Origin of the sequence: Massilia sp. BSC265 (genome assembly GCF_000740675.1) — a bacterium.
Lineage (GTDB): Bacteria > Pseudomonadota > Gammaproteobacteria > Burkholderiales > Burkholderiaceae_D > Telluria.
This window is the reverse complement of the sequence record NZ_JPXI01000016.1, coordinates 1-14,301: the sequence shown is the minus strand read 5'-3', so window position 1 is coordinate 14,301 and position 14,301 is coordinate 1. Positions and strand designations below refer to the sequence as shown.

Sequence of the window (14,301 nt, the reverse complement as noted above, 5' to 3'; positions counted from 1 at the left end):
GCAGGGTGAACTGCACCTGCAGGTACTGCTCGCCGTTTTCCGGCTGCAGATTGACCGTGAAGGCCTCGACCGACACGTATTCCGGCTTGACGCCCGAGTTCTTCTTTTTCTTCTTCGATTCCTTCGGGCTCTCCTGTGCGGCCGCGTCGCCGCCCTGCATGAAATACCAGGCCGCGCCACCGCCGCCGCCGAGCAGCAGCACGGCTGCAACGGCGGCCGCGATCAGCTTCTTCTTGGAGCCGGCCGGGGCCGCGGTATCCGCCTTCGGTTCGACTTTCGGTTTTGCTTGCGCCATCGAGATGTCTCTTTACTGCTTAAAAGAATGGGTTCGTCATTATGGCATTATCGCGGGGAAGCCAAGCCTGCCAAGCCCTGAAAAGAGGGGAGAAGGGGCGGCTATCCCGGTGATTGTTGCGCGGGCGTGCTGACGAGGTGTTAAGTAGGGTGGGCAGGTTTCCTGTCCACGCGGTGATCGTTAGCCAATGAGATCACGCGCGGGCGGATCTCGCTTGGTTTGAACGCGTGGGCGGGAGACCGCCCACCCTACGATATGGATTATGCAAACGTATCGACGAGGCCCTTGTCGCCCAGGCTTACGGTGCGGGTCGCCGGCCGGGCGGCACCGTCGTCATTCGCCGCCACCGTCCCGCCCGCGTTGCCGAATCCGCCACCACCGCCATTGCGGCGCTCGCCATCCTGTTGCGTCTGGCGCCCGTCCGGCATGCCGGCGTCGACGGTTGCGTTACCGAGCGCGATGCCGTTCTCGCCCATCATCTCGCGCAGGCGCGGGAGGGCGTTTTCCAGGGCTTGCCGCACTTCCAGCTGGTTCGACGAGAAGGCCACGCTGGCCTGGTCGTTGCTCACGCTGAGCACTACCTGCACCGGACCGAGGTCCGGCGGGTTCAGCGTCAGGGTCGCGGCCTGTTCCTTGCCCACCATGTAGACGATGCGCTGGCTGACCTGGTTGTCCCAGGCCTGGGTGCCGAGGCGTGCGGGGATGCGGTCGGTCGGCACGGCGGCCGGGTTCACCGATTCGAGTTTCGCGGCCTGGGCCTGCAGCTGGGTAATGCTCGGCGTCTCGACGCTCGCTGTCGCGTCGGCAGCGGCTTCGCGCAGCTGCGGCTGGGCCTTGCCCGGGTCGGCAGGCACGAGCGCCTGCGTGCCCTGTTGCTGGGCGCGCAGTTCGGTACTTTCCTGCGCCGTCGGCTGCACGCCGGCCGCCAGCGAGAAGCCGGCGGCATCGCCTTCAAGCGCCGTGCCCAGGGCCGAATTCGCCGTTGCATCCGTCGTCTCGAGCTTGGCGAATGCCGACTGGAGCGCAGAGAGCTGCAGTTCGGCGCCGCCAGCCGCGGCGGCCGCGCCCTCAGCTGCGGCCGGAGCCTGGGCAGCCGGCTGCATCAGGCTGGCCATGAAGGCGAGCATGTCGGTCACCGGCGTGGTCGCGGCCTCTGCGGCGGCACTTGCAGATTCGGCGGCGTCCCTGGCCGGGTCGGCCGATTCGGCGCCGCCCGCGGCGGCCGTCGCCGGCGCATCGGATGCCGCTTCGTTCTGTCTGGTCGGCTCGCGTGCCGCGGTTTTCTGGGCCTGGGATGCCGGCTTGTCAGCCTGTTTCGCCGGCGCCGCCTGCTTGTTTGGCGCAGGGGCGGCCGGCGCCGCCGGTGCCGGAGACGGGGCCATGGTCGGCGCCATGGCGCGCGACAGCGCGGCGCTGAACTGCTCGCCCTCGGGCGCCTGTACGCCCGCTGCGGCATTGCGTTGCGGCTGCGCCGGCGCGCCGGCGCCGGAAACCTGGAACGGAAGGGGTGTGGTCTGCATCGTCATGGTGAGAGATCAGCCTGAAGTCAGCGTTGTTTGTAGCGGGCGCCACGGGCTGCGTGGTCGTCCATCAGTTTCTGGTCGCGCTTGTTCTCGAGCGCCAGCGCATCAAGCGCTGCGCGTTCGTTCAGCGTCCGGTACGACAGGCGCTTGCGCTCGCTTTCCTGCCATGCCTTCTTTTCCACGTCCGCCTTGTACTGCGCGTGCTTGATCACTTCGCGCTGCCCCAGGATGGCGTTGTCCAGCTTGCCGATGAAGGCGACGAAGTTGTGGTACGCGAAGGGCGTGATGCCAGCCAGTTGCGCCGCGTCGAGCTTGCGGACATACTCGTCGCGGTAGCCATCCAGCATGACCAGCTTCTGCTCGGCTTCTTCCACGGCCTTGAGGGCGGCGCCCAGGCGCTTGGCGATCGCGTCCGACTCGCGCTGCGCAAGGTCGATCAGGGTTTCGAGGGCGGATGAGGTGGCCATAATGAGCAGAGTATAGTTCCGCCCGGCACTTTTCTATCACTGGAATAGAGAGGTTAATTGCCCCAAGCTTTCCAGCATGCCCGCGTTGTCGCGGATTTCCTGGCACAGGAAAGCTTCGATCTGCTCGTGCTTGGCGATCGCCTGGTCCAGCACCGGGTCGCTGCCGGCCGCATAGGCGCCCACGCTGATCAGATCGCGCGAGCGCTGGTAGCGCGAGTACAGCTGCTTGAGCTTGCGCGCCGCCAGCTGGTGCTCGTGCGAGGTAATCGAGTGCATCGCGCGCGAGATCGACTGTTCGATGTCGATTGCCGGGTAGTGGCCGGCTTCGGCCAGGTGGCGGCTCAGGACGATGTGGCCGTCCAGGATACCGCGTGCCGCATCGGCGATCGGGTCCTGCTGGTCGTCGCCTTCCGACAGCACGGTGTAGAAGGCGGTGATCGAGCCGCCGCCCTCGACCCCGTTGCCGGCGCGTTCCACCAGCACCGGCAGCTTGGCGAACACCGACGGCGGATAACCCTTGGTGGCCGGCGGCTCGCCGATCGCCAGGGCGATCTCGCGCTGGGCCATGGCATAGCGGGTCAGCGAATCCATGATCAGGAGGACGTTCTTGCCCTGCTCGCGGAAGTGTTCGGCGATGGCCGTGGCATAGGCTGCGCCCTGCAGGCGCATCAGGGGAGGGGAGTCGGCCGGCGCGGCCACCACGGCCGAGCGGGCGCGGCCCTCCGGGCCCAGGATCTGCTCGATGAATTCCTTGACTTCCCGTCCGCGTTCGCCGATCAGGCCGACGACGATGACGTCGGCGGTGGTGTAGCGCGCGATCATCCCCAGCAGGACCGATTTGCCGACCCCGGTACCGGCGAACAGGCCGAGGCGCTGGCCGCGGCCGACCGTCAGCATGGCATTGATGGCGCGCACGCCCACGTCCAGGGTTTCCGAGATCGGCGCGCGGTCGAGCGGGTTGATCGGGCGGGCGTTGAGCGGGCCCACTTCATCGAGGCTGAGCGGGCCCTTGCCGTCGAGCGGGCGGCCGGCGCCGTCCACCACGCGGCCCAGCAGCTGCATGCCGACCGGCAGGTGGCGCGCCCGGTCGCTCGGGCGGCGGCGCGGATGCTGCACGGTGCCCGGTTTCGGCAGGGCCGATTCGACCGGGAACACGCGCGAGCCCGGCACCACGCCTTCGACGTCGCTCTGCGGCATCAGGAACAGGCGCTCGCCCTCGAAGCCGACCACTTCGGCCTCGATCCGCTGGCCGTTGGCCACGGGGATAGTGCAGGCGCTGCCGACGGCCAGCTTGAGGCCGACGCATTCCATCACCAGGCCGGCCACGCGCGTGACGCGGCCCGAGACCTGCATCGGCTCGGCGAGGCCGACGAGGGAATCGCAGTCCTGGATGAAGGCTTTCCAGCGGGCGGTGTGGCGGTCCATTGTCGTCATTTCGTAGGGTGGGCGGCTTCGCCGCCCACGCGGTCAACCGCCGCCGGCACGGCCGCGGCAGCATTTATTTCGGCGATCACCGCGTGGGCGGGGAACCCGCCCACCCTACGACAGCCAGTCAACATTACTCTGCAGCGCATGGGTCAATCGCGTCCAGCGCGCACCGGCCTGCGCATCGATCTGGTTGCTGGCGGTATCGACCTTGCAGCCGCCGCGCGCCATCGCGCCGTCTTCGACGATGCGCCAGCCGCCCTTGACCAGTTCCTGCCCCATGGCCTGGCGCACGATCTCGGCGTCCTGCGGGTTCAGGGTGAGGGTGGCCGGCTGGGCCAGCACCGGCAGGTAGCCGATCGCTTCCTGCACCACCGGCAGGATCAATTCGGGACGCACGTCGAACGCGGTGCGCACCATGCCGCGCGCCAGGCGCAGGGCCAGTTCCAGCACGTCGTGGGCGATGGTCTCGTCGGCCTGCACCACGGCCTCGCTGAAGGTCGCGGCGATCGAGCGCAGGTGTTCCAGCTCGCCTTCGGCTTCGATCTGGCCGGCGCGGGCGCCGTCGGCATAGCCCTCGGCATGGCCGGCGGCACGTCCTTCGGCCAGTCCTTCTGCGTAACCTTCGGCACGCGCCTGCTCGCGGATCGCTTCGATCTCCTCGAGCGTCGGCAGCGCCACGTGCGGCACGATCTCCACCGGTTCGGGTGCGGGCGTAGGCGGCGGGGCCATCGCGGCGCGGCGCGCCTGGGTGCTCGGGCGCTCGTCGCCGAACGAGGTCAATTCCCAGCGCTGGTAGGCGCTTTGCTGTTCCTTCGGGATCATCAGATGAACGAATCCTCGCCTTTACCGCCCAGCACGATCTGGCCTTCGTCCGCCAAACGGCGCACGATCTGCAGGATCTGCTTCTGCTGGGTTTCCACTTCCGACAGGCGCACCGGACCTTTCGACTCCAGGTCTTCGCGCATCATTTCGCTGGCACGCTGCGACATGTTCTTGAAGATCTTTTCGCGCAGGTCCTGCGAAGCGCCCTTGAGGGCGATGATCAGCATCTCGGACTGTACTTCGCGCAGCAGCAGCTGGATGCCGCGGTCGTCGATGTCGATGATGTTGTCGAACACGAACATCTCGTCCATGATCTTCTGCGCCATGTCGTTGTCGTAGTTCTTGATGTTGTCCATGACGGCCGATTCCTGCTCGCCGCTCATGAAGTTCAGGATCTCGGCCGCGGCGCGCACGCCGCCCAGCGACGACTTCTTGATGTTCTCGTTACCCGACAGGAGCTTGGTCAGCACGTCGTTCAGCTCGCGCAGGGCGGCAGGCTGCACGCCATCCAGCGTGGCGATGCGCAGCACCACGTCGTTGCGCAGGCGCTCGGTGAAGTTGGCCAGGATCTCGCAGGCCTGGTCGCGCTCGAGGTGGACCAGGATGGTGGCGATGATCTGCGGGTGCTCGTTGCGGATCAGCTCCGCGACGGAAGGAGCATCCATCCACTTCAGGCTCTCGATGCCCGAGGCGTCCTTGCCGCCCAGGATGCGGTTGAGCAGCACGGCGGCCTTGTCGTCGCCCAGCGCCTTGGTCAGCACCTGGCGGATGTACTCGTCCGAGTCGAGGCCGACGGTCGAGTGCAGGTTGGTCTCTTCGACGAAGTCTTCCAGCACCTTCACGACCTCGCCGTGCTGCACCGATTTCATTTGCGCCATGGCGGCGCCGAGCTTGAGCACTTCGCGCGGGCCGAGGAACCGCATCACCTCGGCCGCTTCCGCTTCGCCCAGGGCCAGCATCAGGATCGCCGCCTTGGTTACGCCTTCCTTGTCCTTGTCACTCATTTGATCCCAACCATGCCTTGATTACGTTTGCAACGATCCGCGGGTCCTCGCGGGCCAGGTCCTGCGCCATCTGCAGGTTCGCCCGGTAGCCCTGGGCGCGGCGTTCGACTTCCTGTTCCTCGAGCTCTTCCGGATCGGGCTCGCGTTCTTCTTCGGGGACTTCTTCCTCTTCGGGTTCCGGCTCCGGCGGCAGGGCGGTGACCTCGTCGAACTTCTTGATCGCCGGGCGCATCAGCGGCAGCAGGATCCGGTAGTAGAGGAAGGCCAGCACCGCGAACAGCAGCACGTACTTGCCGATCTCCTTGGCCAGAGGCAGGTTGGCCGGGTCGCGCCACCAGTCGAGTTGCGGCGGGGTGTCGTCCGGGCGGTCGACGCCGTCGAACGGGGCGTTGGTCACGTTCAGGGTGTCGCCGCGCCCCTGCGAGTAGCCCATCGCCTGCTTCACCAGTTCGTTGATCTGGGCGACTTCGGCGGCGCCAAGGGGTTTCACCGTGATCTTGCCGGTCTTCGGATCCACGCTGCGGCGGTAGTTCACCACCACGCCCACCGTCAGGCGCTTGATGCCGCCCATCGGGCGCTGCTCGTAGCGGATGGTCTTGTCGACTTCGTAGTTGGTGGTGGCGTCCCTGCGCGTCGGACCACCGGCTGCCGGCGCTGCACCGGCCGGCGGCTGGCCGTCGATCGGCGCGGTGGCCACGCCCGGCGGCTGGTTCGACAGCGCGCCCGGGATGCCGGAAGCGCCGGCGCCGGGCTGGGTCGATTCCGAGGTCTGCTGGCTGCGGATCGCCTGCGGCTCCGGCGGCGAATTCGGCTTGTACATCTCGGCGGCGGTGTCGACCTGGGCGAAGTCGATCTCGGCGGTCGCTTCGGCGCGCACGTTTTCCTTGCCGACCAGCGGGGCGATGATCGATTCGACCTGCTTGATGATGTTCTGCTGGACCTGCTCCACATACTTGAGCTGGGTGGCGTCCAGGCCCTTGTGGCCGGGGCCCTTGTTGCCGTTGTCCGACAGCAGGTTGCCGTTCTGGTCGACGACGGTGACGTTGCCGATGGTGAGTTCCGGCACGCTGGAGGCGACCAGGTGGACGATGGCGCTGACCTGGCCCGGATCGAGGGCGCGGCCGGCCTGCAGGTTCAGGACCACGGACGCGGTGGGCTTCTGCTGGTCGCGCACGAAGACCGAGGGTTTCGGCATCGCCAGGTGCACGCGGGCGCCGCTGACCGGGCCGAGCGACTGGATCGAACGCGCCAGTTCGCCCTCGAGCGAGCGCTGGTAGTTCACCTGTTCCAGGAACTGCGACACGCCCAGCTTCTGGTTTTCCAGCAGTTCGAAACCGACGTTGCCGCCTTTCGGCAGGCCCTGTGCGGCCAGCTTCAGGCGCAGGTCATGGATCTGCTCGGCCGGAACGAGGATCGCGTTGCCGCCTTCCGAGAACTTGTACTTGACCCCCATCTGGTCGAGCGAGGCGGTGATGGCGCCGCCGTCGCGGTCGCTGTAGTTCGAGAACAGCACGCGGTAGTCCGGCGCCTGGCTCCACATCCATAGGGCAATCATGATGGCGCTGACCAGCGCGATACCGCCGCCCATGGCGACGCGCTTGCCCATGGTGGTCTGCAAAAAGCCCTGTTTCGCCTCTTGCTCGGGCGCCGGGGTGTCGATCAGTTCATCAGCAACTGCTGCCATGGTGTGGGTATATGTCCAAGATGGAGAGGTTAGGCCGCATTATGAAGCCACAGAGCAACATTCAAACCCTGAAATAGGGGTGGAAATCCATGCTTCTTCAAGCGAGGAATTTGCAAGGGCGCTGGTAATCTGACAGCCTCGACAAAGTGGAATGCTTCACGGGCAGGAGAAAACGATGAGTATTGGCGGAATCGGCGGCATCGACAGCAGCCGCATCCAGGCGATGATGGAACAGCTGAAAGCGGCGGCGACCAAGCCGGCGGCCGGTCCTGTTGCGCCCGCAGGCCTGGGGGGAGCGGTCCCGCAGGGCGGCGTTGCCAAGCTCGACTTTGCCGATGCGCTGAAGACGTCGCTGCAACAGGTCAGCAATACCCAGAAGCACGCCGAAGAGCTCGGCAAGCGTTTTGCGATGGGGGATGATACCGTGAGCCTGTCCGACACCATGATCGCGATGCAGAAATCCAGCATCGCTTTCCAAGGGACTGTGCAAGTACGCAACAAGCTGGTATCGGCCTATCACGACATCATGAACATGCAGGTGTAAGCCTGATCGTCCGCGCAAAGACAAACCGGCCGCATGGCCGGTTTTTTTATTGCTGAGCGGATTTACTGAATAAACCGCTCGATTCATGCCGCCCTGACATAAGTCCAGGCTCAGGCCGCCTGTGTTTCCTTGCGGTGGAAAGTAAGGGGCACGGCGCCGTCGTGCGGCGCCGGCTCCGGCAGCAGCGAAGCCAGGGTGTGGCGGTCGAGCTCGGCGAGGTAGGCCGAAGTGGCGTTCGAGAGTACGCCCTTGAGCGCACAGGCCTTGACCAGCCCGCACGGATTGCCGTCCGGGTCGAAGCATTCGGCCATGTAGAAGTCGCTCTCGCTCAGGCGTACCACGGCGCCGATGTTGATGTCTTCGGGCTTGTGCGCCAGGCGGAAGCCGCCATTGCGGCCGCGGATGGTTTCGATGACGCCGTTGCGGCCCAGTTCGTGCACCACTTTCATCAGGTGGTTCTTCGAGATGTTGTGCAGGTCCGCGATTTCCTGGATCGTGACGAGCCGCCCCGGATTGCTGCCGAGGTGGAGCAGGGTCCGCAAGGTGTAGTCGGTGAAGGAAGTCAGGCGCATGATCAGGGCAGTATACCCCATGCATCCCGCCGGCGTGCGCGGTGCTCTTATGCGGATGGCATGCATATTGACCAGTGATTACAAACCATTACTTGCTTTGTTTTTCTTGTCGTTTCAATATGTCGGGAGTTTGGCCGCCCGAGGCCGCCGCCGTCCGCCGCCTTCTGCCGGAGTATGCACATGCAACCGATCTCTTCCGCCGTCCATATCATGCACGCTGACCCGATCATGACCGTCGGGCTGCATGCCGTCCTCGCGGGCCAGCCCGGACTGCGCGTCACCACCCACCTGCGCCAGCCCGAGGCGCAGCGCGTCGCGCGCGTGCTGGTCACCGATTACGACACCGGGGTCGCGCTGGCGCGCCAGCCGTTCGCCGGCAGCCAGCCCCCTGGCGTGCTGGTCGTGACCCAGTTCGACAAGGAATGGGAAGTGCGCCTGGCGATGGATGCCGGCGTGGCAGGCTACCTGCTGCAGTCCTGCGGCACCGACGAACTGGCGCACGCGGTCGAACAGCTGGCGCGCGGCCAGCGCTACCTGAGCGAATCGATGACGCGCAGTGTCGCCGACAGTCTCACCCGCGAATCGCTTACCGGACGCGAGACCGACGTGCTGCAGCTGCTGGCGCAGGGCTGCTGCAACAAGTCGATCGCCCGCAAGCTGGGTATCGGCGTGGGCACCGTGAAGACCCACGTGAAGGGCGTGATGAGCAAGCTCGACGCCACGGCGCGCACCCATGCGGTTGTCGTGGCGACCCAGCGCGGCCTGATCCGCCCGGGCGGCGGCGCCGGCGCCTCGGCCTGAGGCAGGCCCTCGGGCAGGTCTTCCTTCAGGCCCCGCGCACCACCCACCGCCCGTCGCGCTCGTACGCGGCGCAGCTTTTGCCTGAACCTTTCCCCGCGTTCTTGGCCACGTACATGGCGGCGTCGGCCCGCGACAGCAGCCGGTCGGCGCTGTCGCCCACCCTGTGCAGCGCCATCCCGATGGTGGCGCCGGGCTCGGTGCGGCCGCCGATCTCGGGGTAGGGCTGGCCGGCCGCGTGCAGGATCTTGTCCACCACCAGGGCGGCGTCCTGGCAGGGATCGTGCAGGTGGTCGAGCAGGACCACGAACTCGTCGCCCGCCAGCCGCGCCACCTCGTCGGTGCGCCGCACCGATGCCGCGAGACGGCGGCCGAACGCGATCAGCACCGCGTCGCCCACCTCATGGCCGCAGAGGTCGTTGACCGCCTTGAAGCCGTCCAGGTCGATGAACAGCAGCACCAGCGGGCGCGACTCGCGCCCGGTCGCGTCGATCGCATGCTGCAGCCGTCCCATGAACTCGTAGCGGTTGGGCAGGCCGGTGAGGAAGTCGTGGGTGGCGCGGTAGTGCAGTTCCTCGGACATGCGGCGCTGCTCGGACACGTCGCGCATGAAGGCGTGGAAGTAGCGCTCGCCACCGAAGGGCACCACGCCCACCGTGATCTCGACCAGGATCTCGCTGCCGTCCTTGCGCAGTGCCGGGACCTCGACCCGCTTGCGCGAGGCCGCGACCATGCCCTTGCGCAGGAAGGCCTCGACGCCGTCGTGGTGCCGCTGGCGCATCCGCGGCGGCGTGATCAGGTCCGCCATCGGCCGGCCGATCGCCTCCCGTGCGCTCCAGCCGAAGGTGGCCTCGGCCTGCTTGTTCCATTCGGTGATGACGCCCTGTTCGGTCATGCCAAGGAAGGCGTCGTTGGCATTCTCGATCAGGAGACTGATCTTCTGCTCCTGGCTGCGCAGCCGCTCCTCGTTCTCGATCTGGCTGGTGACGTCGCGCACCGAGCAATACAGCAAGCCGTCGCCGACCGCGCGCGTACTCCACTCGAGCCAGCGGTAGCCGCCGCGCGCATGGCGGTAGCGGTTGCGAAAGCCCTTGGCCACGCCGCCGCTGTAGATCTTGTCGGCTTCGCGCAGCGTGCCGGCGGCATCGTCCGGATGGACGAAATGGATGAAGGGCTGGGTGGTCAGCTCGTCCTGCGTCCAGCCCAGCGTGTCGGTCCAGACCGGGTTCACCTGGCGCAGGTAGCCGTCGTTGCCGGCGATCGCCATCAGGTCGGGCGACAGCGCGAAGAAGGCGTCGCGTTCCTCGACTGCCCGTTTCTGTTCGGTGACGTCGAGCAACTGGGCGATCAGGCATTCCGGGGCGCCGCGCGCGTCGCGGCTCAGCGATACGGTCAGCATGCCGCAGACGAGGCGGCCGTCTGCATGGCGGTAGCGCTTTTCCAGGTTGTAGGAATCGATTTCTCCCGCCAATACCCGGTTGAGCAGGGGCAGGTCGGCAGGCAGGTCGTCGGGATGGGAAATCTCCCGGATGCCGAGGGCCAGCAGTTCATCGCGGCCATAGCCCAGGATCCGGCACAGCGCCGGGTTGACCTCGATCCAGCGGCCGTCGAGGCCGACCACTGCCATCCCCACCGAGGAGTGGGTGAACGCGGTGTAGAACAGATCGGTGGTCGGGGCTTGCATCGGCATCTGGTCGTCAGGATAACGAGATACCGTAGTGTAGACTATCTACTGTTCAACACCCATCGACATTAATAATTGGTAAATCGCTTCAGGCCAGGCCGGCCAGGCGCGCATTGCGCTCGCGTTCGAGCTTGGTGATGTAGCGTTGCACGCCCGCCGCGCCGCCACGCGAGATGTCGACGAACTGCAGGCCGATGCGACGGTTGGTCTTGTTGTTCAGCAAGGTCAGGTCGAGCGAGTTGCGCACTTCCAGCGTCACCGTGACCGCGCCGATCTCGGGCAGCTCGATGCGGCAGTTGGACAACTGGGCGCCGATGGTCGTGTCGAGCTGGAGCTTGTTGTCGAGGATGGCGATGCCGCCGCAGCTGATGTCGTGTAGCGGGAACACGCCGGTGCCGCCCCCGGCATCTAGCGGCAGCGGGAGGATGGCGCGCACCGGGTTCGAGACCGGCGTCTCCATCCGGTAGTACTCGCGGCGCTGCAGGCGGATCAGGCTCGGCGGGATATCGGCGCGCAGGGCGGCCTCGCCCTCGAATAGGGTGGGGCGCAGGTTGTCGGCGGTGAACAGGATGCGGATCTTGTCGAGCGTGGTTTCGCAGCGCACCTTGCCGGCTTCGATGATGCGCTCGTTCTGCATGCGTTCGATCGAGCGGTCGAGCACCATGGTATTGGTGTCCGGATCGACCTCCAGCACGGTGGTGACGCAGACGTCGGCCTCGCCCTTGACCAGCATGCGCACCAGCTGGTGCTTTTCGCCGATCTGGCGCAGCAGCGCCACGACTTCACGGCGCGACTCCACCTTGTAGTCGTGCCAATTCTCGAGTTCCTGATTATTCATTGCTTGTACCAGCGTGTGCCGCGTCGTCCTGGTTGAGGTGGGGCGTCGGATCGGGTGGAACCGGTAAAGGATCTCCATGTTTCTGAGCCGACTCAATATGATATAGCCACGCCAACAGTTCCGCAATTGCCCGGTACAGCGCCGGGGGAATCTCGCGGTCGAGGTCCACCCCCATGAGCAGCTGCACCAATTCCTTCGATTCGTGGACGAAGACGCCGGCTTCCCTGGCCCGGCGCATGATCTGCTCGGCGACCAGTCCCTGGCCCTTGGCCACGACCTTGGGCGCCGGGTCGCCGCTGCCGTAGGCGAGGGCGACCGCGCTCTGGCGCCGTGCCTGGTCCTTCTTCGCTTCAGTCATCGCCGCTATGGTCCATGAGCGCGTGCGCCTCGAAGCCCGCCAGTTGGGTGCCGGCCGCATCGAGCGCCTCGGCGAGGCTGCCCATGTGGCGGCGCAGCAGGGCGGCAGTTTCTTCGCTGCCGGCCGCGAACTGCACCTGCAGGCGCCCGCCGCTCAGCGTCAGGCGGGCGTCCAGTTCGCCCAGCTCGGGAAAGCGCAGGCGCAGGCGGCTGTGCCAGGGCGTCTCGAGCTCGCCTGCTTCATCGTGTCCCTCGCGCGTATCGCGCTGCACCTCCAGCTGCATGGACTGGCCCGGCCACAGGTTTCCCTGCCAGGCGACATGGGCCTGCTCCTGGGTGGCCAGCTGGAGGTTGATGAACTGGGCGGTGGCCGGGTCGAGCGGCTGCTGGCGCACGCCTTCGCGGGCCAGCTGCTGCTGCGGTTCGGCGTTCAGCTCGGCCAGGGCGCGCGCGCCCTGCGCCCATTCGGCCACGTGCGACTCGTAGAACAGGCCGCTTTTGCCCACGGCCTGCTGCAGGCCGGCCGCGATGCTGGCGGCATCCATCCCGGCCGCGGCCACGATTGGCGCACGGCCGAGGGCGGCGGTCATCGGTGTCTCGGCCTTCTGGGCGGCCGCGAGCACGCCGCCGATGGTCTTGCCGGCCTGGCTGAGCGTCGTGTTGTTGGCTTCCGCGCCGAGGGTCTGGGCGGCGCTGCCTGCCGCGGCGGCTTGCAGCAGCGCGGCGGCGCGCCCGACGGCGGCCCCTTCGCGCATGGCGAGCGGCGCCTTGCCCGGGTCGGCCCCCTTGGGCAGCGGCGGGCCGGCTTCGCTGAAGACGGGATTGGCACCGAGGCCGACTTGGAAGGTCGGGCGCGGGTGCACCGACACCAGCGTGAGCGGTACGTCGGCGCCTACCTGGGCGCCGGCAGGCAGCTGCATGCGGGCGGGAATGTTGGCGACCTTGACGACGAAACTGCCGTCGGTCAGTTTGGCGAGGACTTCGCCGTGCAGCGCCTTGCCCAGCTGGGGGGCAAGGGCGCGCTGGAAGGCTTGCTGGCGCGGGTCATTGAGGTGCTCGGCCGGCCTGGCCGGACTGGCCGGCAGGACGGCGGAGACGAGCTCGCGCGGCAGCATGCTGTGCTCTAGACCCTCACACGCCGTAGGCGCGGGCGACGCGGCGTTCGGTCGAGGTGTTGTTGATCAGGGCCGACAGGTGCGCCATCCACGGGGTGGTCAGGTCGCGGATCTGGCGGTCGGCGGCGAGCATGCGGCGGATCGCGTCCACCTTTTTCACGCGCTGCGGGCCGGCCAGCGGCTGCGGTTCGATTTCCTTCAACTGGCGCACGTGCAGCGCGCACTGCTGCTCGAGCTCGGCCAGGCGATCCCAGTCGCTGTCGCTGGCCGCGCGCAGCATCTGGTCGGTGATCACCGCCATGGTTTCGTAGGTGTCGACGATATCGTCGCTGGTCATCTGCAGCATGTTCTTCAGGCACTCATCAGGGTCGGGGCGCGCATCGGCGCCGGGGCAGCCGCGGCCTGCGGGTCGATCGCGTTCCAGGCATCGCGCAGTTCGGACAGCAGCGCGTGCGCTTCTTCCAGGATCGCCGGGTCGTTGCTCAGGTTGGCCTTGAGCAGGCGTGCGCTGATGTATTCGTACAGGGCGTCGAGGTTTTCGGCAATCTCGCCGCCGGCCTTCTTGTCGAGGGCGGCGCGCAGGCCGTTGTCGATGATGTTGATGGCCTTCGAGATGGCGGCGCCCTTGGCGGGGACGTTGCCGGCCTTCATGTTGGTGATGCCGCTCAGGATCGACACCATCGCGCCGTCGTACAGCATGACGATCAGTTTGTGCGGGGAAGCGGCGGCGACGCCGGTCTCGAGACCGACTTTCGCATAGGCGCCGACGCCGCGTTGCATGGTTCCAAACATCGTATTCTCCAGGTACTTTGAGGATCAGCGTGTGTTCGCGGTGAGCGCCGCAAGCTGCTGGGTCAGGTAAGCCGAGGTCGATTGCATCGACATCAGGGCGGTGTCGAGCGCAGTGAACTGGGCCCGGTAGCGTTTTTCGATGGTTTCCAGGCGCGATTCGAATCGTTCGCGCGCGCTGGTGACGGACTTGAGCGTGACGTTCAGGCCGTCGGTCTTGCTGGTGAGCAGGCTGTCCTTGCCGGTGAAGCTGGTAGCCAGGTTGGTCAGTTCGAAGGCGAAGCCCTTGGAGAAGCTGACCGTGCCGCGCTCGCCGGTCGATCCGCCGGTGATCGACAACTGGATGCCGTCGGCGGGCGAGCCGGCCGCGGCCGTCAGGCT

General features: G+C 66.8%; 16 protein-coding genes and 1 pseudogene. 2 read left to right on the top strand and 15 right to left on the bottom strand.

The features are described from left to right. The 7 genes and pseudogenes from MA09_RS02425 to fliF form a co-directional block, all read right to left on the bottom strand. Positions 1-295: pseudogene (locus MA09_RS02425) on the bottom strand (flagellar basal body-associated protein FliL); the annotation flags it as partial. A 260-nt stretch (positions 296-555) separates the two neighbouring features. Further along, the gene (locus tag MA09_RS02420; protein ID WP_036245060.1) at positions 556-1,821 is read right to left on the bottom strand and encodes a flagellar hook-length control protein FliK; all 1,266 of its coding nucleotides are present in this window, start codon (positions 1,819-1,821) and stop codon (positions 556-558) included. Positions 1,822-1,841: 20 nt separating this feature from the next. Further along, complete coding sequence (gene fliJ / locus MA09_RS02415) at positions 1,842-2,285, bottom strand: flagellar export protein FliJ (RefSeq protein ID WP_036245057.1); 444 nt, start codon at positions 2,283-2,285, stop codon at positions 1,842-1,844. Positions 2,286-2,321: 36 nt separating this feature from the next. Further along, complete coding sequence (gene fliI, locus MA09_RS02410) at positions 2,322-3,719, bottom strand: flagellar protein export ATPase FliI (RefSeq protein ID WP_036245055.1); 1,398 nt, start codon at positions 3,717-3,719, stop codon at positions 2,322-2,324. Positions 3,720-3,824: 105 nt separating this feature from the next. Then, the gene (locus tag MA09_RS02405) at positions 3,825-4,535 is read right to left on the bottom strand and encodes a flagellar assembly protein FliH (protein ID WP_036245054.1); all 711 of its coding nucleotides are present in this window, start codon (positions 4,533-4,535) and stop codon (positions 3,825-3,827) included. After that, a complete protein-coding gene (gene fliG / locus MA09_RS02400; RefSeq protein ID WP_036245052.1) occupies positions 4,535-5,539 on the bottom strand; it encodes a flagellar motor switch protein FliG in 1,005 nt (334 codons plus the stop codon). Before fliG ends, MA09_RS02405 begins: the two co-directional genes overlap by 1 nt. Beyond that, positions 5,532-7,223, bottom strand: a complete 1,692-nt coding sequence (fliF, locus tag MA09_RS02395) for a flagellar basal-body MS-ring/collar protein FliF (protein WP_036245049.1) — start codon at positions 7,221-7,223, stop codon at positions 5,532-5,534. The genes fliG and fliF overlap by 8 nt, the downstream gene beginning before the upstream one ends. 175 nt (positions 7,224-7,398) lie before the next feature. Between fliF and fliE the strand changes: the two genes are divergently transcribed. Beyond that, positions 7,399-7,767: a flagellar hook-basal body complex protein FliE gene (fliE, locus tag MA09_RS02390; RefSeq protein ID WP_036245047.1), complete on the top strand. Its 369-nt coding sequence runs from the start codon at positions 7,399-7,401 to the stop codon at positions 7,765-7,767. A gap of 110 nt (positions 7,768-7,877) precedes the next feature. Here fliE and MA09_RS02385 read toward each other — a convergent pair whose 3' ends face one another. Then, complete coding sequence (locus MA09_RS02385; protein WP_036245072.1) at positions 7,878-8,339, bottom strand: Rrf2 family transcriptional regulator; 462 nt, start codon at positions 8,337-8,339, stop codon at positions 7,878-7,880. A gap of 180 nt (positions 8,340-8,519) precedes the next feature. On the opposite strand from MA09_RS02385, the gene MA09_RS02380 reads away from it, so the two are divergent. Then, a complete protein-coding gene (locus MA09_RS02380; RefSeq protein WP_036245045.1) occupies positions 8,520-9,140 on the top strand; it encodes a response regulator transcription factor in 621 nt (206 codons plus the stop codon). A 25-nt stretch (positions 9,141-9,165) separates the two neighbouring features. On the opposite strand, the gene MA09_RS23550 is transcribed toward MA09_RS02380, so the two are convergent. From MA09_RS23550 to fliD, 7 genes are all read right to left on the bottom strand, one after another. Next, on the bottom strand, positions 9,166-10,827 hold the full coding sequence (locus tag MA09_RS23550; RefSeq protein ID WP_051933101.1) for a PAS domain S-box protein: 1,662 nt from the start codon (positions 10,825-10,827) through the stop codon (positions 9,166-9,168). 82 nt (positions 10,828-10,909) lie between these two features. After that, positions 10,910-11,659: a flagellar brake protein gene (locus MA09_RS02370; protein ID WP_036245043.1), complete on the bottom strand. Its 750-nt coding sequence runs from the start codon at positions 11,657-11,659 to the stop codon at positions 10,910-10,912. Beyond that, the gene (locus MA09_RS02365) at positions 11,652-12,017 is read right to left on the bottom strand and encodes an EscU/YscU/HrcU family type III secretion system export apparatus switch protein (RefSeq protein ID WP_036245041.1); all 366 of its coding nucleotides are present in this window, start codon (positions 12,015-12,017) and stop codon (positions 11,652-11,654) included. Before MA09_RS02365 ends, MA09_RS02370 begins: the two co-directional genes overlap by 8 nt. Beyond that, positions 12,010-13,131 (bottom strand): flagellar hook-length control protein FliK, encoded by a 1,122-nt coding sequence (locus MA09_RS02360; protein ID WP_036245039.1) that lies wholly within the window; start codon positions 13,129-13,131, stop codon positions 12,010-12,012. Before MA09_RS02360 ends, MA09_RS02365 begins: the two co-directional genes overlap by 8 nt. Positions 13,132-13,147: 16 nt before the next feature. Further along, complete coding sequence (locus MA09_RS02355; RefSeq protein WP_229440523.1) at positions 13,148-13,477, bottom strand: flagellar protein FliT; 330 nt, start codon at positions 13,475-13,477, stop codon at positions 13,148-13,150. A gap of 5 nt (positions 13,478-13,482) precedes the next feature. Beyond that, complete coding sequence (gene fliS, locus MA09_RS02350) at positions 13,483-13,923, bottom strand: flagellar export chaperone FliS (protein WP_036245037.1); 441 nt, start codon at positions 13,921-13,923, stop codon at positions 13,483-13,485. 24 nt (positions 13,924-13,947) lie between these two features. Further along, positions 13,948-14,301: flagellar filament capping protein FliD (gene fliD, locus MA09_RS02345; RefSeq protein WP_036245035.1), on the bottom strand; the 354-nt coding region annotated here is incomplete at its 5' end.

What these genes read in the sequence shown, in the direction of transcription:
- MA09_RS02355 (WP_229440523.1), bottom strand. Translation starts at nt 13,477, where the DNA reads ATGCTGCAGATGACCAGCGACGATATCGTCGACACCTACGAAACCATG.
- MA09_RS02380 (WP_036245045.1), top strand. Translation starts at nt 8,520, where the DNA reads ATGCAACCGATCTCTTCCGCCGTCCATATCATGCACGCTGACCCGATC.
- MA09_RS02360 (WP_036245039.1), bottom strand. Translation starts at nt 13,131, where the DNA reads ATGCTGCCGCGCGAGCTCGTCTCCGCCGTCCTGCCGGCCAGTCCGGCC.
- MA09_RS02385 (WP_036245072.1), bottom strand. Translation starts at nt 8,339, where the DNA reads ATGCGCCTGACTTCCTTCACCGACTACACCTTGCGGACCCTGCTCCAC.
- fliS (WP_036245037.1), bottom strand. Translation starts at nt 13,923, where the DNA reads ATGTTTGGAACCATGCAACGCGGCGTCGGCGCCTATGCGAAAGTCGGT.
- MA09_RS02370 (WP_036245043.1), bottom strand. Translation starts at nt 11,659, where the DNA reads ATGAATAATCAGGAACTCGAGAATTGGCACGACTACAAGGTGGAGTCG.
- MA09_RS02405 (WP_036245054.1), bottom strand. Translation starts at nt 4,535, where the DNA reads ATGATCCCGAAGGAACAGCAAAGCGCCTACCAGCGCTGGGAATTGACC.
- MA09_RS02365 (WP_036245041.1), bottom strand. Translation starts at nt 12,017, where the DNA reads ATGACTGAAGCGAAGAAGGACCAGGCACGGCGCCAGAGCGCGGTCGCC.
- MA09_RS23550 (WP_051933101.1), bottom strand. Translation starts at nt 10,827, where the DNA reads ATGCCGATGCAAGCCCCGACCACCGATCTGTTCTACACCGCGTTCACC.
- fliI (WP_036245055.1), bottom strand. Translation starts at nt 3,719, where the DNA reads ATGACGACAATGGACCGCCACACCGCCCGCTGGAAAGCCTTCATCCAG.
- MA09_RS02420 (WP_036245060.1), bottom strand. Translation starts at nt 1,821, where the DNA reads ATGACGATGCAGACCACACCCCTTCCGTTCCAGGTTTCCGGCGCCGGC.
- fliF (WP_036245049.1), bottom strand. Translation starts at nt 7,223, where the DNA reads ATGGCAGCAGTTGCTGATGAACTGATCGACACCCCGGCGCCCGAGCAA.
- fliG (WP_036245052.1), bottom strand. Translation starts at nt 5,539, where the DNA reads ATGAGTGACAAGGACAAGGAAGGCGTAACCAAGGCGGCGATCCTGATG.
- fliE (WP_036245047.1), top strand. Translation starts at nt 7,399, where the DNA reads ATGAGTATTGGCGGAATCGGCGGCATCGACAGCAGCCGCATCCAGGCG.
- fliJ (WP_036245057.1), bottom strand. Translation starts at nt 2,285, where the DNA reads ATGGCCACCTCATCCGCCCTCGAAACCCTGATCGACCTTGCGCAGCGC.